Raw genomic sequence first — 23,839 nt, 5'->3', positions numbered from 1 at the left:
GCAGGCTCGAAGTACAAGGATTGGTTCTCACCTGATGAAGTCGCTGGAAGACCTACAGGCAGCAATGGCGACCCGGCTCGCGCAGGCCGGCCTGGCGGCCGCCCCCGCGGTGCCGGTGCGCCGTGATCCGGCGCGCGCCGCCCTGTCCTTCGGACAGCGCTACGTCTGGGCGCATCAGCAGATAGCACCCGACAGCGCCGCCTACAACCTCTGCCTGGCACTGACTTTCGACGGTGACGTCGACGGCCCGGCGCTGCGCCGGGCGTTCCTGGCGCTGGTGGCCAAGCATGAGGTGCTGCGCACCACGTACCACAATGATGAGCAGGGCGACCCCTACCAGCGCATTCATCCCGAGCTGCCGCCCCGCCTCACCGATGTCGACCTCGCCGGGCTCGATCCGGCGGCGGCTGATGCCCGGCTCGCGGAGCTCACCCGCGCCGCCGCGCACGAGACCTTCGATCTGTCCGGCGAGTCCTCGCTGCGGATCACCTTCGCCCGCACCCGCCCCGATCGGCTGATAGCGGTCGTGGTCATCCAGCACATCGCCTGGGACGGTATGACACTGCCGGCGCTCTCCCGTGACGTGGAGGACTTCTACCGGCAGGCCCGCGCCGGCGAGATCCGGATCGAACCGCTGCGCCTGCAGGTCGCCGACTTCGCCGAATGGGAGCAGGACCGCTACCGCGCGGACGACCACAGCGCCGATATCGGTTTCTGGGAGAGCCAGTTCGACGGTGAGGTGCCCGAACTCCAGCTGCCCTACGACCGCCGCCCGATCACGGTCACCGAGCGCGGGGATCGCTTCGACCGCCTGCTCGGCGAGCGCGCGGACGCGAACCTGCGGCGGTTGAGCACGCAGTTGCGCAGCACCCCGTTCTCGATCTTCCTGGCCGCCTACTACCTCGCGCTGCGCCGGACCACCGGCCGCCGCGACGTCGTGGTCGGCACCACGGTCGCCAATCGCGAGGAATCCGGTCAGGAGCTGCTGATCGGAAACCTGAGCAATATGATCCCGCTGCACTTCACCGGCGCAGGCGCTGACACCTTCGCGCAGCTGGTCGATCAGGTACGCGGCATCACCACGGAAGCGTTTCGGCACAAACACTTTCCGCAGGAGGGCATCGTCCGTGCGGCCAACAGCGCGACCGGACATGTCGGCTCCCAACTCTTCGACACCATGGTCCTGTTTCTGCACCAGAAGATCGACGGCCCGCAGCTGCCCGGCGCGGTCACCAGCTGGGAACTGATCGACAATGGCGGCGCCCTGCTGCCGCTGGTGGTCGAAACCTTCATGCACGCCGACCGCACCGACGTCCAGATCACCTATCGCACCGACCTTTTCGATCTCGGCACCATCGAGCGCCTGCACGAGTACATCGATCAGATCCTGGCCGCCGCCACCCCCGGCGCCGCGCTCGCCACAGTGGAAACGCTGTCCGCCTCCGACCGCGCCCGCCTGGACTCGTGGTCGTACGGCGACAGTGTGGACATCGCCGCCGAGACCGTCGACGCCATGATCCGAACCTCGGCACAGGATCATCCCACCCGGGTGGCGGTGATATTCGAGGGCATCGAGCTCACCTACGCCGAATTCGATTCCCGTGTCAACGGACTCACCCGCCTGCTGCTGAAACGCGGTGTCCGCAACGGTGACCGGGTCGGCGTCTACGCCGAGCGCAGCGAATGGCTCCCCGTAGTCTTCGCCGCAGTCCTGCGCGCCGGCGCGGTCTACGTCCCCGCCGACCCGAGCTACCCCGTCGACCGCATCGAGTACATGCTCGGCGACTCCGCGCTCACACTGATGATCACCACGATCTCAGCAGAATCCCCCCGTCATCCCGGCGCGCTTCTGGCCGGGATCCACAGCAACGGGTCATCCACTCACGGTGTGGATCCCGGCCACAGGCATGCCGGGATGACGGGGGTCTCTCTCGTGGATCTCGCTGACCCCGCCGTCCAGGCCGAACTGGCTGCCGCTGACAGCACGCCGGTGCGCGCCGACGAGCTGGCGCGGCCCATTCACCCGCTCGATGCCGCCTACCTGCTCTACACCTCCGGCACCACCGGCCGCCCCAAGGGCGTGGTGATCAATCACCGCGCCGTCGCCAATCACGTGCAGTGGATGCGCGATTACCTGGGCTTCGGCGAGGAACGCATTCTCCAGAAGGCCCCCATAGGCTTCGACGTCTCGGTCTTCGAACTGGTGAACGCCCTGTGCACCGGTTCCGCCACGGTGCTACCGCATCCGGAGTGGTGGCAGGCCGATGTCGAAGCTCTCGCCGGAATCATCCACCGGCACAAGGTGACTCAGCTGTCCCTGGTACCGAGCGTCACCCGCGCCTTCCTGGACGCCAATCCGGATCCGGCCCGATTGCAGTCGATGCGCTATGTCTACCTGGGCGGCGAATCCGTGCCGCCCGCCCTCGTCGAGGAGGCGAGCCGGGTCTTCGGCGGCACCGTGCTCGGCCTGTACGGGCCGACCGAGGCCGCCATGGACCTGACCCACGAGGACTTCGCGGGCACCCGGGGCAGCGATGAGATCCGCTCCGCGCTCATCGGTGTCCCCGAGGCGAATTCGTCGGTCTTCGTGCTGGACGAACAGCTGCGGCAGGTCCCGCCCGGCGTCACCGGTGAGCTGTACCTGGCCGGTGTCCAGCTGGCGCAGGGCTATCACAATCGGCCCGGCCTCAGTGCCGCGACCTTCGTGGCCAGCCCGTTCAGCATCGAACCCGCCGCCCGCATGTACCGCACCGGCGATATCGTGCGCTGGAATTCGCGCGGCCGGCTGGAATACCTGGGCCGCGTGGACGATCAGGTGAAAATCCGAGGCCACCGCATCGAACTCGGTGAGGTCGGCACCACCCTGCGCCGCATGCCCGGCATCGGCTCGGCCGCGGCCGTCACGCTGACCCGCGGCAATGACGCGGTCCTGGTGGCCTACTACGTGGCCGAGCCGGATTCGGTGTGCGCCACCGATTCCGAGACCGCCACGGCCGGACGTATTCGCGCCTACCTTGCCGAACGCCTGCCGGACTACATGATCCCCGCCGCGCTGGTACGCCTGGCCGCCCTGCCGCTCACCGCCAACGGCAAGCTGGACCGCCGCGCCCTGCCGGAGCCGGATCTCGGCGGCAGCACCGGACGAGGACGCGAGCTGAGCCGGGGCCCGGAGGAACTGGTGGCCCAGGTGGTCCGCCAGGTGCTCGGCCTGAACGAGGACCTCGGCCTCGCCGCCGATGACGACTTCCTCGCCCTGGGCGGCGATTCCATCACCGCCATCCGCATGGCCTCCGCCCTCAAGAAGCGCGGCCTCGCCATCACCACCAGCGCCCTCTTCGACGCCCGCACCATTGCCGCCATCGCCGCGGCCACCGAGCCCCTCGCCGATGCCGCCGCTCCCGCCCTGATCGACGCGGGCGCGGCCACCGGCTGGATACCGCTGCAGCCGATCGCCGCCATGCTGGTCGAAAAGGTCGGCGAATACACCGGATACAGCCAGGCCACCGCCGTGGTGACCCCGCCCGGCGCCACCGCCGAACAACTCACGACCGCCCTGCGCGCCCTGCTCGACCGGCACCCGCTACTCCGTGCCCGCCTGGCCCCGATGCCAGGGGACGCTACGAGGGAGGAGCTCGGCTATTACGTTCCCGAGGATGGTGAATCCCAGCCGCCCCTCCAGCTCGCCGAGGTCGAAATCGCCTCGGAAAACTGGGATTTCGCCGCCGCGGACCTGCTGCAGGAGCAGTTGCACGCGGTGGGTGCCGGACTCGATCCGGCCGTCGGCCGCATGGTCGGTGCGGTCTGGGCCCGCACCCCGGATCGTGCCACCGGCCGCCTGCTGCTGGTCGTGCACCACCTCGTGGTGGACGGCGTCTCCTGGCGCATCCTGCACGACGATCTGCGCCAGCTCTGGCAGGACGGTGTGCTCGCACCCGAGACCGGCACCTCGGTGAAGACCTGGAATACCAACCTGATTCGCTACGCCCAGGGCGAGACCCTGGCCGCCGAACTGCCCCGCTGGCGGGAGATCGCCGAGAGCGCGGATCCGCTGCTCGGCCATCGCGCCTTCGATCCGGCGCTGGACACCGTCGCGACCCTGCACGAGGTCACCGCCGAACTCGATGCCGAGGACACCCGCTTCCTCACCACCACCGGCGCGCAGACCTTCGGCTGCGATTTCCTCGATATCCAGGTGGCCGCGCTCGCCGTCGCCGTGCACCGCTTCCGGCGCTCCCACGACCGGGACGCCGAGTCCGTCTCGCTCACCATGGAGCGGCACGGGCGCGCCGAAACCCTGTTCGCCGGAGCCGATCTCGCCAATACCGTGGGCTGGTTCACCAGCGCCTACCCGGTGGCGCTGCGGGTGCTGCACGGCGGCGAGGCCGAGGTGGTGGCCGCGGTGAAGGCGGTCAAGGAGCAGCTGCTCGCGGTGCCGGAATCCGGGATCGGCTGGGGTCTGCTGCGCTGGCTCGAGCCCGAGGCGCGGGCGCAGCTGGAAGTGCCTGCCGCACCGCAGATCAGCTTCAACTACATGGGCCGCTTCGCCGTAGCCCAGGGCGCAGCCGAAGCATGGGATGCCGCACCGGAATTCGGCTACCTCGGCGGTCATGCCGACCCGGCCATGCCGGTCGCCGCGGTACTCGATGTGAACACCGTGACCATCACCGACGGCGATCAGGCGACGTTGCGCGCCTCCTTCCGATTCCCGGCCGGAGTGCTCGCCGACGGCGAGGTGCACGAACTGGCAGACCTGTGGACCGGTGCGCTGCACGATCTGGCGAAGACGGTGCGCGACAACCCCGTTCGTCAGTTCACCCCCAGCGATGTGCTGGCCCGTGAGGTCAGCCAGCTCGATCTGGACCGCTGGCAGGGCCTGTACGGCGCCTTCGCCGACGTGCATCCGCTCGCGCCCATGCAGGCCGGGCTGTACTTCACCGCGCTGGGCTCGGGCGGTAAGGATTTCTACAATGTGCAGACCATGATCGCCGTGCGCGGCGATCTGGAGGTACCGCGCCTGACGACCGCGCTGGACACCGTGCTCAATCGCTATCCCAATCTGCGCGTGGCGATTTCGGTCTCGCACGCCGGACAGCCATACGCGATCGTCAACGAGCGCATGACCTTCCAGGTCCGCGAGGTCGACTTCGCGCAGCTGCCGGATGCGCAGCAGCGCTTGCGGGATTTCCTGCTCGCGGATCAGGGCGAGCAGTTCGATCTCTCGCGCGGACCGCTCAGCCGGGCCACGGTCGTGCACCTGCCCGAATCGGTGCACATGCTGGTGCTCACCTCACACCACCTGCTCACCGACGGCTGGTCCGGACAGCTGCTGCCGCAGGAGATCTTCGCCGCGTACACGACCGCAGGGGCTGCCGCACCGCTCGGCGATCCGGACACCTTCGCGGCCTTCCTGCGGCTGACCCAGGATCGCGAGGCCGCCACCGAGGCCGCCTGGTCGGGCTATCTGGACGGCGTCCAGCCCTGCCTGGTCGCACCCAACCGGGTGCCCGAGGGCGGCGGCGTCCCCACCGGCCGCTCGGCCGCCATCGACCCCGCGGTGGTCGAACGCCTCACCGAGCTGGCCGCCGAGCTGGGCACCACCTTCAGCGTCATCTGCCAGCTGGCCTGGGCCAATGTGCTGCGCTACGTCACCGGTGCGGACACAGCGGTTTTCGGTGAAGTGGTCTCGGGCCGCCCCGCCGACCTCGACGACGTCGACAATGCCATCGGCTGCTTCGCCAATACCATTCCGGTCGCGGTCGGCCTGCGCGGCGAAGCGACCTGGCGCGAACATCTGGCCGAAATCCAGCACCGCCGGGTGGAACTCATGGAGTTCCACCAGTACCGCCTCACCTCGGCCATTCGCGCGACGGGCATGCGCAAGATCTTCGACAGCATGTTCGTCTTCCAGTCCTACCCGCCCGGCCGGGAAGAGCTGGAAAGCCTGCTGGCACAGGAGAATCTGGAGCTGGTGACCTTCGAGGGCGGCGGCGCGACAGATAACGCCCTGCTGGTCATGATCTTCCCCGCCAATTCGCTGCTGCCCGCCGACGGAGTACAGGCGGTGGTCTTCTACGCCGAGGACTCCTTCGACGCGACCGAGGCCGAAATCATCGAAGCCGCCTTCCACGACACCCTGCGCGCCATTGCCGAGGCCCCGGACGATCGGGTCGACGCCGCCGCGGTGCTCGGCGATGAGGACCACGGCCTGCTGGTCATGCGCCGGATGTGGCAATGAGAAACAGGAGTAGAGACCTATGAGCAACACCCTCGGATGGATTCGGAAGTTCCATCGCCCGAGCGCGGCCGGTAATCCACCGCTGGTGATCTGCCCGCACGCCGGCGGCGGGGCCTCCACCTACCGCCCGTTCTCCAAGCCGCTGAGTGAGAACTTCGATGTCGCGGTCTTCCAGTACCCGGGCCGTCAGGACCGCTCTCGCGAAGCCGCGCTGGGTTCGGTGCCGGAGATCGCGCTCGGCGCGTTCGAGGAATTCGCCCGCTCACCGATGAATCGGGGCGAGGCCGTCACGGTGTACGGCCACAGCATGGGTTCGGTGGTGGCCTTCGAATTCGCGCGACTGGCCGAATCCGCCGGAATCCCGGTGCGGCTGCTCGCGGTATCCGGTGCGGTCGCACCGTGGCGCGTGGCCGATATGCCCTCGCATCCGACCGAGGACGAACAACTGCTCGACCACGTCGGCGGACTGCAGGGCACCGGGGCCGACGTGCTGGCCAATCGCGAGCTCATGCGCATGGCGCTGCCCGCGCTGAAGGCCGACTACGCCGCCTTCGACGCCTACACCTGCGCGAAAGACGTCACGCTGGAGGCCCCGCTACACGCCATGGGCGGCAGTGACGACGAATTCGTCTCCATCGGCGACCTGTACGGCTGGCAGCAGCACACCCCGCACGAACTGCAGGTCACCATGTTCGACGGCGGGCACTTCTTTCTGCACGACCATATCGCCGCCATCGCGGAAACCCTGTCCGCCGAACCGATCCGGGAGCCGGTGGCGCGATGAGCACGATCGACAACGACCCCATCGTCATCACCGGTATGGCCGTCGAGGCGCCCGGTGGCATCGAAACCCTCGGGCAGTACTGGACGGCGCTGGCCGAATCCCGGGATCTGCTCGGGCCTTTCCCGCGCGATCGCGGCTGGCCGCTGGAGCGCCTGCTGAATCTGGCGGCCACCGAAGGCTGGGGCGAGGTGCGGGATGTGGGTGGATTCCTATACGGCGCAGCCGATTTCGATCCGCTGTTCTTCGGCATCACCCCGCGCGAAGCGGTCGCCATGGATCCGCAGCAGCGGGTGGCACTGCGGGTGGCCTGGCGCGCGCTGGAGAACGCGGGCATCAATCCCGCCGCACTCGGTGACGGCGACGATATCGGCTGCTACATGGGCGCTTCGGCCACCGAATACGGTCCGCACGGCGCGGAGGTCAACGAGCACAGCGGTTATCGCGCCGCCGGTTCGGCGCTGGGTGCGGTCGCCGGGCGCATTTCCAACTGCCTGGGCCTGGGCGGACCGTCGGTGGTGGTGGATGTGGCCTGCGCATCCTCGCTGGCCGCAGTGCATTTGGCCGCCTCGGGCATTCGCAACGGCGACTGTGAGTGGGCGCTGGCGGGCGCGGCCTGCGTCATGGGCTCGCCCGGAGCGTTCTTCGAATTCTCCAAAAACAATGCCCTTGCCGCCGATGGCCAGTGCAAGCCCTACTCCGACGACGCACTCGGCACCCTGTGGGGCGAGGGCGTCGGAGTTGTTGTGCTGGAGCGGGAATCACGCGCCCGCGCGCACGGACACCGGATCTACGCCCGCCTGCTCGGCTCCCGCGTCAATCACAATGGCACGGGTGCGCCCATCGCGGTGCCCAGTGCCGCCGCACAGGAACGCCTGGTTCGCGCGACCGTGGCCGCCGCGGGCATCGAGCCAGGTCTGGTCGATATGATCGAGGGCCACGGCACCGGTACCGCTGTCGGTGATCCGCTGGAATTGGCCGCACTGCAAGAGGTTTACGGCGCTGCCCGCGCGGACGGCACCGCCCCGCTGCTCGGTTCGGTCAAATCCAATCTGGGCCACGCCCAGGCCGCCGCCGGCATGCTCGGCCTGATCAAGGTCCTGCTCAGCGGTCTGCACGGGCAGATCGCCCCCACCCGCCACGCGGACAACCCCACCACCCGCGTCGACTGGAACGCCGGGAGCCTGCGCCTGGCCGCGAAGCTGACCGACTGGGAGCCGCGCGACGGGGTTCGCTACGGCGCGGTGTCCTCTTTCGGCGTCAGCGGTACCAATGCGCATGCCGTACTGGCCATGCCCGTGGAAGGAACCCATGCCTGACTATCGACTTCCCGACGGCAGCACCCCGATCCTGCTGTCCTCCGACGCCGCCGATTCGCTGCGCCGCGAGGCCGCCGCCCTGGTCGCGTATCTGGAGGAGCGGCCGGACGTCACCCCGGATGCCGTGGCGGACATGCTGTTCCGCACCCGCGCCCCGCGCCGGCAGCGTGCGCTGATCATGGTGACCGGCCGGGATCAGCTGATCGACGCGCTGCACGCCGTCGCCGGCGGCCGGCCGCATCAGGCCGTGGTCGCCGGGGACCGCGCCGCCACCGCCCGCCGCATCGGCTACGTCTTCCCGGGGCAGGGCAGTCAGCGCCCCGGCATGGGTCTGCTCTACTACCGTCATTCGCCGGTATACCGCACCGCCGTCGACGACTGCGATGCGACATTCCAGGAGCTGCACGGTATTTCGCCGCTGGCCTATCTGCTGGACGAGACCGGGCAGTTCGGCGACGAGGTGGAGGTCGTCCAGCCCGCACTATTCATGCAGATGCTCGGACTCGCGGCCATGTGGCGCGCGGCCGGGGTGGAACCCGCCGTGACCGTCGGGCACAGCCAGGGCGAGATCGCCGCCGCCGTGGTCTCCGGCATCATCTCGCTCGCCGACGGCATTCGTGTTGTCACGCTGCGCGCGAATCTCGTCGGATCGCTGGAGCGCGACAATGATTGGGCCGGGCAGTGGGCCATGGCCGTACTGGGCGTGGACCGCGACGAATGCGAGGCGCTGCTGGCCCGCAATTCCGGCTGGGCCGAACTGGCCGTGGTCAATTCCGCGCACGTGCTGGCCATCTCCGGTGAGCGCGGGGCGGTATCCGAACTGGTCGCCTCGCTGACCGCACAGGGCAAATTCGCCAAGGAGATCCGCGTCGCCTACCCGGCGCACACCTCCTTCGTCAGCAAATTCCGCGGGGACCTCGAAGGCACGCTGCAGGACACTCTCGACTCGCCCGTCTTCGCACCCACCGAGATCGACTGCCTCGGTGCCACTCTCGGCGCCGCAGTCACTCCGGACCTGCCGGCCAGTGAGTACTGGTACTGGAATCTGCGCAATCGGGTGCGCTTCGATCTCGCCGTCGCCGAGGCGGCGGCGCGCGATATCGACATCTTCCTGGAGATCGCCGACCATCCCGCCCTCATGCTCGCCATGCAGGAGACTCTGTCCGGAGTCGTTGCGCAGCAGGACTTCCGGACCATCGGCACCTCCCGGCGCACCGCCCTCGACCTCGGTGAATTCACCAGGAACCTGGCTCAGGTCGCAGTGCTGGACACCGGATTCCCCTGGGAATCGCTGCGGGACGACAGCAGTGACATCGTGCGGCTGCCGCTGCTGGACTTCCCCAATACCCAGACCAATCCCAAGCAGCTGTGGGCCCCGTTCCGCTACCGAGCAGACCTTCCCGTGGCAGTGGAAAGCACCACAGCCGCAGCACAATCCGACGCCTCGGAGGGAGCCGTGCCGCCGCAGCGCCTGGCCGAACGCTGGGTGCGGCTGGAGCGGCGCAAGCTGGTACCGCCGGGCACCTTGGCTGTCATCGACCACACCGGTCGCTGCGGTGAACTCGCCGATGCCATCGAAACCTCCGCCGCACGGCACGGCGCGGCTGTCGTCGGCGCCGAGAGCGGTACGTCCTACGAAACGGCGGTCATCCTGCTGCCCTGCCCCGACGACGGCGAAATCGCCACTGCGGTAAGGGAATCCGCTGATTTTATCGGCGATCGCCGGTGGCTGCCCGAACCCGACGGCCTCCGCGACGTCTGGCTGGTGACCATCGGTGGTGAGCGGGTGCTCGACGCCGAGGCCCCGGATATCGCACACGCCGCCGCACAGGCCGGATTCCGCTGCCTCGCATCGGAATACCCGGGTGTGGGCTTCCGGCATCTGGATCTGGAAGCCGGACAGTCGCTTCCGGAGGCCGCCAAGGCGGTGCTCGGCGCGATCCATACCTCCGGTGAGCCGGAACTGGCCGTCCGCGCCGGTGGCTGGTACGCCAAACGCCTGGTCCTCGACGAGACGCCCGACGACTGCGCGCTCACCGCGGCTGAGCTGACCGAGGTCGTGATCATCGGCGGCACCGGCAAACTCGGCCTGGACTGCGCCGCCGATTTCGCCCGGTCCGGAGCCCGGCGCATCACCCTGATCAGCCGCTCCGGCGGTGCCCCGGCCGCCGTGCAGCGGGTGCGCGAACTGTCCGGACTCGGTGCGGCCATCGACATCCGTCAGTGCGACGTGACCGACGACAATGCGGTCCGCGCGCTCGGCGAGGCCTTCCGCGATACGCCCGTGAGCCTGGTCGTACACGCCGCTGTCGATTACGAGGCCGCGGCCGCCGAACCCACGCCCGAAACAGTGCACGCCGCAGCCGAATCCAAGGTGATCGCCCTGGACCGCCTGATCCGCGAACTCCCGCTCACCCCGGATGCCCGGGTGGTGCTGTGCTCCTCGCTCTCGGCCACCATCGGCGGGCGCGGGCACGCGGTCTACGCGGCGGTCAATCGCATGCTCGACGCCGCCGCCACCGGATACCGCCGCGACGGCGTCGGCGTCACCTCCGTGCAGTGGGGCCTGTGGCGCGCGGTCGGCGCCGATCACACCGAGGCGCTGGCGCGGATCAGCGGCACCGGTCTGCTGCCCATGGAACCCGGCGCGGCCATCGCGGCCGGATTCTCCGCACCGGGCAACAGCATTGTGGTGGCCGCCGAATGGTCTACGCTGCGCGCGATTTTCGCGCTCTTCGGCCAGGATCCGCTCTTCGCCGAACTGCCGGACCAGCCCGTGCACGCGGCGGTCGCGCCCGCGCCCGAGACGCCGGAACCCGCGGCGGCACCGGTGGCAGCGCCTGTGGCCCAGGACATTTCCGGGCACGTCCGCGATGCCCTGCGCTTGGTCATGGGCATGGACGCCACCGAACCCATCGACGGCTCCATGCCGCTGGTGGCGCTCGGCCTGGATTCGCTGCAGGCACTGGATCTGCGCAAGCGCATCGAATCCGATCTGCGGCGCGATCTGCCCGTCACGGCCATTCTAGGCGGCGCGTCACTGGACGAAGTGGTATCGCTGCTCGGCTAGACCGCACCATCCGCAATGCCAAGGGAGCAGGGGGAATTCGAAGAATATGAGGACGGAGAACACGGTGCCGGAACCGGATGACGCAATCGTCGTCGAGTCCGTGGAAAAGTCGTTCGGGACGGTGAAAGCGCTGCGGGGCATCAGCATCACCGTGCCCGCGGGCACGGTGATGGGGGTGCTCGGGCCCAATGGCGCGGGCAAGACCACCACGGTCTCGGTGCTGTCCACCCTGGTGCGACCGGATGCGGGGCGGGCGCTGGTGGCCGGATACGACGTGGTCCGTCAGCCTACCGAGGTCCGCGCCTCCATCATGCTGACCGGCCAGTACGCCGCCCTCGACGAGGTGCTGACCGGCCGCGAGAATCTGGTGCTGTTCGGGCGACTGCTCGGCCTGCACCGCAAGCAGGCGAAGGTGCGCGCCGACGAACTGCTCGAACAGTTCGCGCTCGCCGAGGCGGCCGATCGCCGAGTCGGCCAGTACTCCGGCGGTATGCGGCGGCGCATCGATATCGCCTGCGGTCTGGTGCGCCCGCCGCGCGTGGTCTTCCTCGACGAGCCGACCACCGGTCTGGACCCGGTCAGCCGGCAGAGCCTGTGGGCGCTGGTGCGCGAACTCAAGCGGCAGGGCGTCACGGTACTGCTCACCACGCAGTACCTGGAGGAGGCGGATGCGCTGAGCGACAACATCATCGTGGTCGACCAGGGCGCCGTCATCGCCGAGGGCACCGCCGATCAGCTCAAGGCCCGCTCCGGTTCCAGCTACTGCGAGGTGGTCCCGGCCGACCCCGCCGATGTGCCGCGACTGGTCACCGCACTGGCCGGACTGGGCGAGGTCACCGTCCCCGATTCCGCGGACCGGGTGGCACTGCCCGCTCCCGGCGGCGCCGCCACCCTGACCGAGGCGCTGCACCGAATCACCGGCAGCGGTATCGAATTGATCGATATCGCGCTGCGCCGCCCCTCGCTCGACGAGGTCTTCATCGAACTGACCAAGCCCGCCGCGGTGGAGTCTCCGGCATGAATCAGGCTCCGATCATTCGTATTCCAGCCGGGCTGCAGTGGAGCGCCCTGAGCGAGCGCGGTATTCGCGCCGCCTTCCGCGAGGGCGATGTGGTGCTGGCGCTGGCCGCGCCGGTGGTCATCTACATCTGCTTCTACATTCCGCTGCGAAAGTCCATGCTGGCGACCGGAATCGACTTCGCCCAGTATCTGCTGCCGCTGACCGCCGTGTACGCCATGTTCTTCACCGCCATGTTCGCCGGTGACCGTGCCGGACGGGAGCAGACGGGCGGTATGGCCACTCGGCTGCGCTCGCTGCCGGTGCACCCGTGGGTGCCGGTGGCCGCCCGCATGTCCGCGAATCTGGTGCGCGGCTGTGCCGCGTTGATCAGCGCTCTCGTCGTGGGCATCGCCTTCGGCTTCCGATTCCACGACATCACAGCGGCATTGGTGTTCGTACTGGTGGCGCTGGCGTTCGGGACCGCGGTGGTGATCGGCGCGGACGCGCTCGGTACCGCCACCCGCAATCCGGAACTCGGCGCCACGGTGCTGTTCGTCCCGCAATTGCTGCTGGTCATGACCTCCACGGGATTCGTTCCCGCCGAAGGCTTCCCGGGATGGATCCGGGGCTGGGTGCGCAATCAGCCGGTCTCCCAGGTGACCGCCGCACTGCGCGGCCTGGCCGACGGCCGGTACCCGCCGGAACTCTGGGTGGCCGCACTGTGGATCGGCGGACTGCTGATCGTGGGTGCGGTACTGGCGATTCGAGCCGAAGGACGGCGGGCATGAGCGCGGAAACCACGGCGACAGTACAGCTTCCGGCCGATGCCGGATCCCTGCTGAGCCAATCGCTCATCGAAACCGGCCGGCTGCTGCGCCGCTGGACCCGGCAGCAGGAGGTGATGACCAGCACCCTGATGCTGCCGGTCCTGCTGCTGCTCATGTTCGATCTGGTGCTGAAGCGCTCCCTGGGCGCCGCCGCCGGCGTCGATCCGATCTACGGATTCGTGCCCATGATCGCCATCGCCGGCGCCATGTACGGCGCGATGGGCACCGGCCTGTCGCTCTACGGTGAACGGCAGAGCGGGCTGCTGCGCCGCTTCTGGGTGCTGCCCATTCACCGTTCCGCGGGCATGCTCGGCCGCCTGCTCGCCGAATGTGTGCGCGCCGCCGTGGTCACCCTCGTCGTCGTGGCCATCGGCATGCTGCTCGGCCTGCGCTTCCAGCAGGGGTGGCCCGGTTTCTTCGGCGTGCTGGCGGTGCCGGTCATCGTCATCGCGGGTTTCACCCCGGCGGTGATCCTGGTCGGCGTCAGCCGAATCGGTGACAAGGTGGTGCAGCTGGCCGCCATCGTGGTGCTCATCGCCATGTTCTTCAATTCGGGGTTCGTCCCGCTGGACAACTACCCGGAAGTCATTCAGCCGATGGTCCGCGCCCAGCCCATGAGCTGTGCCATCGAGGCCATGCGCGGTTTCGTCCTGGGCGGCCCGATCGCGACCCCGCTGTTGCAGACCGCCGCCTGGTCGGCCGGTCTGGCCGCCGTGTTCGGCGTGCTCGCCGTCCGCGGCTACCGCGCGGCCGCCGAGAGCTGATACGACAGCACCGGCCGACTCTGCCGGGGTCGGCCGGTGCTGCCTCGATACCGCTGTGTCAGTGCGTGATCAGCTGCCAATCGTCGGGCAGATTCGAGGTCGTGACCCGATCACCCTCCACTACCAAATCGATCATCGCGCCGCCCAGCCGCAGATCGGTGAGTTCGACCCGGCCCCACCGTGCGGGCAGATGCGGCAGCACTGTGAGCGAGCGGCGCGGCACATCCGGATCCAGTCCGAGGAACGACCGGACCAGCAGCAGCGGTGCCGCGCTGGCCCAGGCCTGCGGTGAGCAGGAGGTCGGGTAGGGGACCGGCGCCGCGAACTTGGATCGCGGGAAACCACAGAACAATTCGGGCAGTCGGCCGCCGAAGGCCCCGGCCGCATCGAGCAGCCCCTCGGCCAGGCGGGTGGCCAGGTCGACAGCGCCGGGAATATGGCGGTAGCGCAGCAGCCCGGCCACCGCGATGGCGGTGTCGTGCGGCCACACCGAACCATTGTGGTAACTCATCGGATTGAACGCACCCATGCTGGAAGACAAAGTGCGCAAACCGAATCCGGTATCCATATCGTCCGAGGCGAGATGCCGGATCACTTCGGTCGCATGCTCGTCGGAGACGATGCCCGACCACAGGCAGTGCCCGATATTGCTGGTGAGCGAATCCAGCCGCCGCTTGTTGCCGTCCACAGCCACTGCGAACCAGCCCTTTTCGGGCAACCAGAAGGCTTCCGCGAACTTGGTCCGCAATTCGGCCGCGCGGTCGCGCAGATGCTCGGCGGTGGTGCCGTCACCGAACTCCTCGGCCAGCTCGGCGCGCGCCTGCAGCGCGGCATATACGTAACCCTGCACCTCGCACAGTGCGATCGGCGGTTCCGGCAGATGTCCGGCGGCATCGTTGATGCCGTCGAAACTGTCCTTCCAGCCCTGATTGATCAGGCCGCGATCAGTGGCGCGCCGGTACTCCACAAAGCCGTCGCCGTCACGATCCCCGTAATCGGCGATCCACTCGAGCGCGGCATCGGCGGCGGGCAGCAGCGCCTGCACCGCCTCGGCATCGGCGCCCCAGCGCCGCGCCTGCGCCAGCAGCATGACAAAAAGCGGTGTGGCATCGATGGTTCCGTAATAGGTCTCACCGCCGAGCACCTGCCCGCTGGCCGGACCGCGCCGCATCTCGTGCATGATGCGGCCCGGCTCCTCCTCGGTCAGGGGATCCTCGTGCTGCCCCTGCATCTCCGCCAGTTGCTGCATGGTGCCGAGCGCCAGGCCGACATCCAGCGGCAGCGCCATCCATGCCGTGAGCAGTGAATCGCGGCCGAACAGGGTCATGAACCACGGCGCACCGGCGGCCACGAAGGGCCGGCCGCCCCGCGCGGCATCGTGAATCTGCAGGGCGCCCAGATCGCTCTCGGTGCGCTGCAGCACCAGGGCGAGCTGCGGATCGGCCGCGGTGATATTGGCGGCGGTATCGCGCCAGGCGCGCATATTGCGGCTCGGTTCGCTGAATTCGAACTCCTCACCGGCCCGCAGTGGCGAGTGCGCGGGCTGACTACCGAGTGTCGGCTGCGCCACGATCTCGGTTTTCCAGCTGCCCCCGGCGGGCACCACCGCCCGCCAGGACAGCGAACCCGGCAGCACCACAGGCTCTTCCGAGGAGGAGACCGACAAGCCGCGCGATCGATCCGACCGGTCAGTTAGTAGCAACTCCGTATCCGCGACCAGGATCTCGGCGCGGGCGCTGGCCGTGCGGCCTTCCTTCACCGCGAACAGATCCACAAAATCCGCGTCGATATGCAATTGCAGGTCGACAGCGGTGGTTTCGCGCCCCATGTTCTCCACCGTGATGGTTTCGCGGAGCCCGTCCGCGACCAGCCGCTCCCGCACGATGAGCACGGTGCTGTCCGCTGCGCCGGCCCGTGGGGGCCGGCGCAGTATGAACCGGGCGGTGAAGGCCTCCGGGCTCAATACCGACAGCGGCTCCGGCCGCTGCCCGTCCAGCCGCAGTTCCCATCGGGATATGACGCGCGCATCCCGATGGAACAAGCCGTACGGGGTGCCCGGCTCCACATCCCCGAGCCGATCCGACAGGCAGAAGGTGCTGCCCGCCACCAGCGTCACCGCACCACCGGAGCCACCCAGGGCGGATGGCTCACCGGCGTTCAGTGCGGCCGGAACCTCTTCGTTCAATGCAGACCCTTCCTCATATGGGCTTTCAGGTAATAGCGGTGCGGCTCACCTTGTTCGGCGCCGCGCGTCCCGGACCGGTGCCGGCGCCGCGTGCGGGAGCCGGCAGCGATTGATGTGCGGCATTGGCGGACCAGCCGTGCGGCGTCGCGGCGCGTCCGCTGCGCTGCGGTTTGTGTGCCCCGACGACCCGGCGGTAGATGTCCTCGTAGCCGCGGCCGAGCGTGTCCGAACCGAAGTGGGCGATCACGTGATCACGCATGGTCAGCGGATCGTAGGTCTGGACTTCCTTGATGGCCGTGGCCAATTCGGACGGATCGTCGCAGATGCGGCCGGTGACACCGTCGACGATCACCTCGGCGACAGCGCCGCCGCGCAGCGCCACCACGGGGGTGCCGCAGACCATCGCCTCGATCATCACCATGCCGAACGGTTCCTCCCAGAGCACCGGGAACAGCAGAGCGCGCGCCCCCGCGAGCAGTCTGCGTTTGGCGGCGGCATCGGCCATACCGAACATGTGATCGCGCTCGGTCAGCAATGGCTTCACCGCACTGTCGAAATAGCGCAGTTCGGGCGGTTCCGCACACTTTCCGGCGAGTACCAGCGGAATATCGGCGGCATGCGCCGCCTCCAACGCCAGATGCGGCGCCTTTTCCTCGGTGAACCGACCCAGGAAGAGAGCGTAGTCCTCTTTCTCCGGCTGATAGGGCCAATCTTCCACACGCACCGCATTGTGTACGCGGCCAACCCAATTCAGGTCCGGAGCGAGCGAGCGCTGCCGATCACTGATGGCCACCAGATGCGCATCACCGCCCAGTTCGCTGTAGTAGGTGTACGGATCGCCGTTCACCGGACCGTGCACGGTGACCACCATCGGCAGTCCGAGGTCCCGGTACACCGGCATATTGAGCGGTCCGGCGAAGGTGTGATCGTGCACCAGATCCAGGCCGTCGGTCACCGCCAATCGTTCCAGCGCGCGCCGAACCTTCAAGGCGTGCAGGACTTCCGGAAACGGATCACCCAACCGGTCGGCTTGTATCCGATCCCACAGCGGCAGCAGCCGACCCTTGGTCCCGTTCTCGCCCGCGCCGAGCAGCGTGACGTGGTGACCGCGCTCGACGAGGGCGTCCACCAGATCCGCGACCACGGACTCGACGCCGCCGTACGCCTTGGGCGGAATATCGAAATACGGGGGGACCACCATCGCGATGCGAAGTCGTTCACGCGGGTTCGGTGCTGATTCGAATGTGGCGCTCATAGCCACTCCTTCCGGAACACAACCATCGGCGCCCGGGGTTATTCGGGCGTCGACCTGGCGACCATGGCCGGGGGAATACCGTCCGGTGCGCTCGACTCGGCAGCACCGCATGCGGATTCGGCGTGGACGACTCCAACACCGTTGAGGGGGACGTCACCGTCGGGAACGGTGAGAACCAAGTTCGATGGCACCCGGGCGCTTCCTCGCACCCGGTGGCCACTGGGTGAGTTCCACGATATCGCCGGAGATCACCCGTTCAGGGCAGATCGCGATGTTCCGTTGTCTATTCGCGCAAAGTTCAGGCCGCGTAGTCGACTTCGTCGTCCGTGACCGGAATTATCCGATCTGCCACGGTGGAAGCGACCGTCATATCGAGAGATTCGGCCGGGTCGAGGACCAGCCAGCCGTCGGCCGTCCAGCGGCCGCGGGCATCGGTGCGGGTCAGGCGACCGCCGGGGACAAACGGGTCGGCGACGAATCCCATTGCGGATTCGGCCGCCAGCGCCGCGCCGCCGAGATAGATCGCGCCGGACGTACCCGGCGCGACCGGTCGCAGCGCCGAGTCCAGCACCAGCACGCGAGCGCCCGGAATCGGCCGGACCCGGCCCGAGCCGTCGAGCGGCCCACGCGCGGCGACACCGGCGTATTCGGGTGCGGTATAGGCGAATCCGGCCACCGAACCCGCGGCGAGGGCGCGCAGCAGACCGGAAAGTATTACCGGGCAGTCGGTTCCGGTGACATCCCAGCGCCGCACCGTCGGCAGCGCGGGCGCGGGCAGATCCGCCAGCCTGGTCAGTGTGCGCGCATCGGCGACCACATGGGTCGCCGCGCAGGTGGCGATGAGTTCGGCCAGCGCCGCCGGGGCCCGGCGCTGCGCCTCGGTGGCCAGCACCAGGGTCGCACCGTCGGCGAGCGCGGCGAGCAGTTCCACCGCGGCGTCGGCGCAGTCCCAGCGGGTGGCGAACAGACGGACGTCGGCGGAACCGAAGGCGCGATCGACGCGGCATTCGCGGTGCGCGGCGACCACGGCGCGGCGATCGTCCGCGGCGGCGGCCAGCGCCTCGGCCGTCAGGCCGATGCCCGAATCACCGAGCATGAGGGTGGAGTCATTGTTCGCGGCGGCGGCGATTTCGCAGAGCAGCCGGGCCAGGCCGTCCAGCGAGGGTCCGGCGGAGCCGATGACGCCGCCGTCCAGGCGATCGAAGAGTTCGGCATAGGTGAGGATGTGCCCGCCGTAGCGCACGGCCGTCCGCAATACCGGCACTCGACGCCCGTATTCGATCAGGCTCTCCACGGACGGCACGTCGTACAGGTCGACTCCGTTGGCCCATTCGTCCACCAGCCGAAGACGCTCGACGGTGGACATGCTCTCCGGCACCAAACGCTCCATTGCTCAATCTCCCGAACGCGTACTTATGCAACCCTAACCTAATCGACCAGGATTGCGATAGACCGCCCCTTCCGGGATCGAACCGGCAACAGCTTCCGGCGCCCGCCCGTGGCCGGTCTGTCGTACTCGGCTGGGAAGATCGCGGGCATGACGGTGAGTGCGGATGAGGTTCGGGCGGCGGTGCTCGCACTGCCACAGGTGCGGGAGCTGTTCGAGTGGGGGATGCCCACGTTCCGGGTGGCCGGGAAACTGTTCCTGACCCTGCCCGAGGCGGAGACGTCGATGGCGGTGCGCTGCCCGATGGCCGATCGGGACGAGCTGGTATTGGCCGAACCGGACAAATTCTGGGTGGCCGGGCACGAGGCGTACAGCGCGTGGGTGCGGGTGCGGCTGCACGCCCTCGATGACCTCGCGGAACTGGAGGCCATCGTGGCGGACTCCTGGCGGCTGGCCGCGCCGGCGCAGCTGGTGGACCAGCATTTCGCCGACCCGGCCTGAACCGCAATCGTTTTCGGTTCCCGCCGTCAGAAGCTGACGCGCTGATCCTCCGGCAGGAAGAGCTTGTCGCCCTCTTTCACGCCGAAGGTGGCGTAGTACTCCGCCTGATTGCGCACGACCTGATTGGCCCGGCACTCACCGGGGGAGTGCACGTCCTCCAGGCGGTTCTCGGAGGCCTCTTTGGTGGACTTCTCCCGCCAATTACGGCCCCACGCCTCGAACATGGGCGTGTAATCCACCTTGTCGATCTTGTTGCGCTGCTGGGAAATACGGTAGGCCGCCAGGGCCATCTGCAGTCCGCGGTTGTCGGCCACATTCTCACCGAGGGTGAGTTCGCCGTTCACATGCTGATCGGGTGTCAGCCCGGCCGGCACCAGCGCGTTGTACTGATCGACCAGCTTCCGGGTGCGCGCCTCGAAGGCCGCCCGGTCCGCCGGCGGCCACCAATCCTTCAGATTGCCGTCGGCGTCGTACTTGGACCCCTGATCGTCGAAGCCGTGCCCGATCTCGTGCCCGATGACCGCGCCGCCCGCACCGTAGTTCACGGCGGCCTCGGCCGCGAGGTCGAAGAACGGCGGTTGCAGGAAAGCAGCGGGGAACGAGATCTCATTGTTGACAGGCGTATACGAGGCATTGACCGTCTGCGGGGTCATGCCCCACTCGGATTTGTCGACCGGTGTGCCCAGCCGATCGAAGGCCCGCTTGTTGTCGAAAGCGCCGACGGCGCGCAATGATTCGATGAGCTTGCCGCGCGTGATCTTCAGTCCGGAGTAGTCGTCCCACTTGTCGGGGTAGCCGATCTTGACGCCCATCTTCGCGAGCTTGGCCACGGCGAGATCGCGGGTCGGGGGCGACATCCACGTCGAGTTCATGAAATTGTCCTTGTAGGCGGCCCGCAGATCGTCCACCATGGCCAGCGCCTGCTTCTTGGCCTCGGGCGGAAAATGCTTGTCCACGTACAGTTTTCCGAGCTGTTCGCCGAGATTGCCGTCCACGATGGCGACGCCGTACTCCCACAGCTGCCGCCGCTGCGACTGCCCCTGCATCACCCGGCCGAAGAAGTCGAAGTTGATGTCGACAATGGCCTGCGGCAGATACAGCGCGAAGGTGCGGACCAGATACAGCTTCAGATACTCGCGCCAGATGCCGAGGTCCACATCGTGCCAGAGCCCTCCGGCATGCGTCAGATACGACGGCTGTGCGACGATCACGGTGTCGAACAGCGACTTCGACCGACCGGTGGAGCCCGCCAGCCACGGATCCCAATCGAATTGCGGTGCGAGCGCGACCATCTCGCTCCACGCCATCTTGTTGTAGGTGGCATCGGAATTGCGCATCTTCACGCTGTCCCAGAAACCCGCGGCGATCCTGGTCTCCAGATCCATTACCCGCCCGGCCATCCCGCCTGGATCGGCGAAACCCGCGGCGGCCGCGACCTTCTCCAGATAGGTGCGGTATCCGGCGACCTTCGTCGCGAACTCCGGTTTGCGGAAGTACTGCTCCGGCAGCCCGATCCCGGACTGGCTGACCGATGCCACATACGCCGTCGAATTCTTGCGGTCGATGGTGACGCCGATCCCGATGAGCCCGCCGATCGGCAGCGCGCCCATCACCTTGGCCAATTCCGGTTTGCCCGCCGCCTTGTCGATCTGGTCGAAGAGATCGGCCAGCGGTGTCATGCCGAGCTTCTCGATCTGATCCAAATCCACCCGCGCGTCGTACAGATCGCGGATCTGCTCGGCCTCGGAACCGGCCTTCGGATCCTTGATGCCGTCGATGATCTCGCGCAGCTGCTGCTGCACCCGATCGTTCACCTCATTGAAGGTGCCGAACGAAACCTTGTCCGGCGGCAGCTGATAGTCCTGCAGCCACTTGCCGTTGATGAACCGGTAGAGATCGTCCTGCGGCCGCACCGCCGCATCCGAGCCGGACATATCGGGGCCGGTGAGCGGCGCGCTCGGCGTCTTGTTCGCCGTATCACTGCTGCACGACACGAGCGCTACCGCCGCGGGCGCCAGCCCCAGCGCGACCAGGAATGCTCGTCGATCGAACCGGACCGGACCCGATGTCACGTGTTCCCTCTATCTTTCGGTGGGTTGTTCTCGACTAGAGACTTACACGCTGATCCGGCGGCAGGAACGCCTTATCGCTCTCCCGCACCCCGTACGTGGCGTAGAAATCGGCGAGATTGCGCACCACCTGATTGCACCGGAACTCCGCGGGGGAGTGCGGATCACCGGCGATCTGCGTCTCGGTCGATTCATCTGTCTGCTTGGTGCGCCAGGTCCGTCCCCACGATTCGAACATCGGCTTGAAGTCGGGAGTATCCGTGCCGCCCCGCTTTTCGAGCAGACGGTACGCGGACAGCGAGATCTCCAGCCCGCGCAGATCCGCCAGATTCTCACCGACGGTCAGCTCGCCGTTCACATGCTTGTCCGCGGGCAGCCCCTCCGGCACCAGCGCGTTGTACTGCGCGATGAGCGCCTTGGTCTTGGCCTCGAACGCCGCCTTGTCCTCCGGCGTCCACCAGTCGTGCAGATTCCCGTCGCCGTCGTACTTTGCGCCCTGATCATCGAAGCCGTGGCCGATCTCGTGGCCGATAACCGCCCCGCCCGCACCATAATTCACCGCCGGCTGCGCATCCTTGTCGAAGAAGGGCGGCTGCAGGAAGGCGGCAGGGAAGACGATCTCATTGCCGCTGGCGTTGTAGTAGGCATTCACCGTCTGCGGCGACATGCCCCATTCGGATTTGTCCACAGGCGTCCCCAGCCGTCCGAACATGCGCTTCGACCCGTATTCGTCCACGGCGCGCAGGGATTGGATCAGCTTGCCCCGGGTGATCGTGACCGAGGAGTAGTCCTCCCACTTGTCCGGATAACCGATCTTCGCGGTGATCTTCTCCAGTTTGGCGATGGCCGCGGCCCGGGTCGGGGGCGACATCCAGCTGGAGTTCGTGAAGTTGTCCTTGTACGCGGCCCGCAGATCGTCCACCATGGCCAGCGCGCGCTGCTTGGCCTCCGGCGGAAAGTGTTTGTCCACGTACAGCTTTCCCAGCGGATCGCCCAGACTGCCGCTCACCGTCGACACCGCGGACTTCCACCGGTCCGGCCGCTGCTGCATACCGCTCATCACCTTGCCGAAGAAATCGAAATTCGGATCGGCAACGGCCTTGGGCAGATTCGCCGCGAACGCGCGCACCAGCCCCAGCTTCAGATATTCGCGCCAGCCGGCGATATCGACCTGCTGCCACAGCTGCCCGGCGGCGGTAATGAACGACGGCTGCCCGACATTGAGGTTCGCGAACAGGTCGCGGGGCCGGTCGGTACTGCCCGCCAACCACGGTTCCCAGTCGAATTCCGGTGCCAGCGCGGTCATTTCGGCCCAGCTGCGCAGATTGTAGGTGGCGTCGGTATCGCGCAGCTTCACATTGTCCCACTGCCCCGCCGCGATCCGGCCCTCCAGCGCCACTACCCGATCGGCCAGCGCCGCCGGATCCGCGAAGCCCGCGCCGGCGGCGATCTGCTCCATGAATTTCCGGTAGGCGCCGAGCTTTTCGGCATTCTCGGGCTTCAGGTAGTACTGCTGATCCAGCCCGGTACCGGCCTGATCCACCTCGGGCAGATAGGCATTGGAGTTCTTGGGATCCACGCTCACGCCGAGCCCGATGAGCCCGACCCCGGGTAGCGAGCCCATGACGTGCGCCAGATCGGCCTTGGTCGCCGCCGCATCGATCTTCGCGAACAGATCGTCCAGCGGGGTCATACCGAGCCGCTCGATATCGGTGTCGTCGAGTCGCGCGTCGTAGAGATCGCGGATCTTCTGCGCATCGGTCCCGGACGCCGGATTGTGAATGCCCTCGATGATCTCCCGCAGCTGCCCTTCGATCCGGTCCGCGACCTCGTCGAAGGTTCCGAACTGCGTCTTGTCCGGCGGCAGTTGATATTCGCGCAGCCACGTGCCGTTCATGAACCGGTACAGATCGTCCTGCGGCCTCATGGCCGGATCCGAACCCGCCATATCCGGTCCGGTCAGCGGCGCGGACGTGCCCGAATTCGCGGCTTCCGAATCGGAACAGGCGGGCAGCAGCGCGGTGGCGGGCAACACCCCCAGCGCGATCAGGAACTTACGGCGATCGAGAGCGAAGGGGCGCTCGGACGTCAACGCGAATCTCCTCTACCGGATGGTCGGACGATTGCTCGAACAATGCTCGCTCCGACGCTAGTGGACCGTCCTGAGCAATACCTGAAACAACATCCACTCCAAGGTCGTGGCCCGCCCGGGTCTGGACTGACGGAGCGGGGGAGCGAAGCGGAGGAGCGGAGGAGGGAAGACCCGGGTAACAGGGCCACGACCCGCCCGGAGCGAAGCGGAGGGCAAATTGAACACAGCACCCGCCGGAGCGAAGCGGAGGCAGAAATTGAACACAGCACCCGCCGGAGCGAAGCGGAGGCAGAAAATACAGCCCCGGTTTGGGCCCCACCTGGGGTTTGGCTACACTTGACCGGTTGCCCGCGG

Annotated in this window: 13 protein-coding genes; 8 read left to right on the top strand and 5 right to left on the bottom strand. The window is 67.8% G+C overall.

The features are described from left to right. Positions 1-34 precede the first annotated feature (34 nt). Genes OG716_RS27445 through OG716_RS27415 form a run of 7 tightly spaced genes read left to right on the top strand, consistent with a single transcriptional unit; the run spans position 35 to position 13,996 of the window. Positions 35-6,235: an amino acid adenylation domain-containing protein gene (locus tag OG716_RS27445; protein ID WP_405133538.1), complete on the top strand. Its 6,201-nt coding sequence runs from the start codon at positions 35-37 to the stop codon at positions 6,233-6,235. 19 nt (positions 6,236-6,254) lie between these two features. Continuing rightward, on the top strand, positions 6,255-7,019 hold the full coding sequence (locus tag OG716_RS27440) for a thioesterase II family protein (RefSeq protein WP_405133537.1): 765 nt from the start codon (positions 6,255-6,257) through the stop codon (positions 7,017-7,019). Next, complete coding sequence (locus OG716_RS27435) at positions 7,016-8,335, top strand: polyketide synthase (protein ID WP_405133536.1); 1,320 nt, start codon at positions 7,016-7,018, stop codon at positions 8,333-8,335. The genes OG716_RS27440 and OG716_RS27435 overlap by 4 nt, the downstream gene beginning before the upstream one ends. Then, complete coding sequence (gene nbtC / locus OG716_RS27430; RefSeq protein WP_405133535.1) at positions 8,328-11,405, top strand: nocobactin polyketide synthase NbtC; 3,078 nt, start codon at positions 8,328-8,330, stop codon at positions 11,403-11,405. The genes OG716_RS27435 and nbtC overlap by 8 nt, the downstream gene beginning before the upstream one ends. Before the next feature lie 46 nt (positions 11,406-11,451). Then, the gene (locus tag OG716_RS27425; RefSeq protein ID WP_405133534.1) at positions 11,452-12,426 is read left to right on the top strand and encodes an ATP-binding cassette domain-containing protein; all 975 of its coding nucleotides are present in this window, start codon (positions 11,452-11,454) and stop codon (positions 12,424-12,426) included. Continuing rightward, positions 12,423-13,193: an ABC transporter permease gene (locus tag OG716_RS27420; protein WP_405133533.1), complete on the top strand. Its 771-nt coding sequence runs from the start codon at positions 12,423-12,425 to the stop codon at positions 13,191-13,193. The genes OG716_RS27425 and OG716_RS27420 overlap by 4 nt, the downstream gene beginning before the upstream one ends. Continuing rightward, positions 13,190-13,996 carry an ABC transporter permease gene (locus tag OG716_RS27415; RefSeq protein ID WP_405133532.1) on the top strand — a complete coding sequence of 269 codons (807 nt, stop codon included), beginning with the start codon at positions 13,190-13,192 and terminating at the stop codon, positions 13,994-13,996. Before OG716_RS27420 ends, OG716_RS27415 begins: the two co-directional genes overlap by 4 nt. Positions 13,997-14,054: 58 nt before the next feature. On the opposite strand, the gene OG716_RS27410 is transcribed toward OG716_RS27415, so the two are convergent. The 3 genes from OG716_RS27410 to OG716_RS27400 all read right to left on the bottom strand — a co-directional run bounded on the left by OG716_RS27410 (position 14,055) and on the right by OG716_RS27400 (position 18,826). Continuing rightward, complete coding sequence (locus OG716_RS27410; RefSeq protein ID WP_405133531.1) at positions 14,055-16,181, bottom strand: glycogen debranching N-terminal domain-containing protein; 2,127 nt, start codon at positions 16,179-16,181, stop codon at positions 14,055-14,057. Positions 16,182-16,206: 25 nt separating this feature from the next. Further along, positions 16,207-17,436 carry a glycosyltransferase family 4 protein gene (locus tag OG716_RS27405; RefSeq protein ID WP_405133530.1) on the bottom strand — a complete coding sequence of 410 codons (1,230 nt, stop codon included), beginning with the start codon at positions 17,434-17,436 and terminating at the stop codon, positions 16,207-16,209. A 298-nt stretch (positions 17,437-17,734) separates the two neighbouring features. After that, positions 17,735-18,826: an AMP-binding protein gene (locus OG716_RS27400; RefSeq protein ID WP_405133529.1), complete on the bottom strand. Its 1,092-nt coding sequence runs from the start codon at positions 18,824-18,826 to the stop codon at positions 17,735-17,737. Between the two features lie 147 nt (positions 18,827-18,973). Here OG716_RS27400 and OG716_RS27395 point away from each other — a divergent pair, with 147 nt between their 5' ends. Further along, the gene (locus OG716_RS27395; protein WP_405133528.1) at positions 18,974-19,324 is read left to right on the top strand and encodes an MmcQ/YjbR family DNA-binding protein; all 351 of its coding nucleotides are present in this window, start codon (positions 18,974-18,976) and stop codon (positions 19,322-19,324) included. A 26-nt stretch (positions 19,325-19,350) separates the two neighbouring features. Here the strand turns inward: OG716_RS27395 and OG716_RS27390 are convergent, their stop codons facing one another. Then, the gene (locus tag OG716_RS27390) at positions 19,351-21,396 is read right to left on the bottom strand and encodes a M13 family metallopeptidase (protein ID WP_405133527.1); all 2,046 of its coding nucleotides are present in this window, start codon (positions 21,394-21,396) and stop codon (positions 19,351-19,353) included. Positions 21,397-21,430: 34 nt separating this feature from the next. Next, on the bottom strand, positions 21,431-23,485 hold the full coding sequence (locus OG716_RS27385; protein ID WP_405133526.1) for a M13 family metallopeptidase: 2,055 nt from the start codon (positions 23,483-23,485) through the stop codon (positions 21,431-21,433). Between the last annotated feature and the right edge of the window lie 354 nt (positions 23,486-23,839).

The organism is Nocardia sp. NBC_01388 (assembly GCF_045040085.1).
Lineage (GTDB): Bacteria > Actinomycetota > Actinomycetes > Mycobacteriales > Mycobacteriaceae > Nocardia.
The sequence above is the reverse complement of the archived record's forward strand: the minus strand, read 5'-3'. Positions and strand labels throughout refer to the sequence as shown.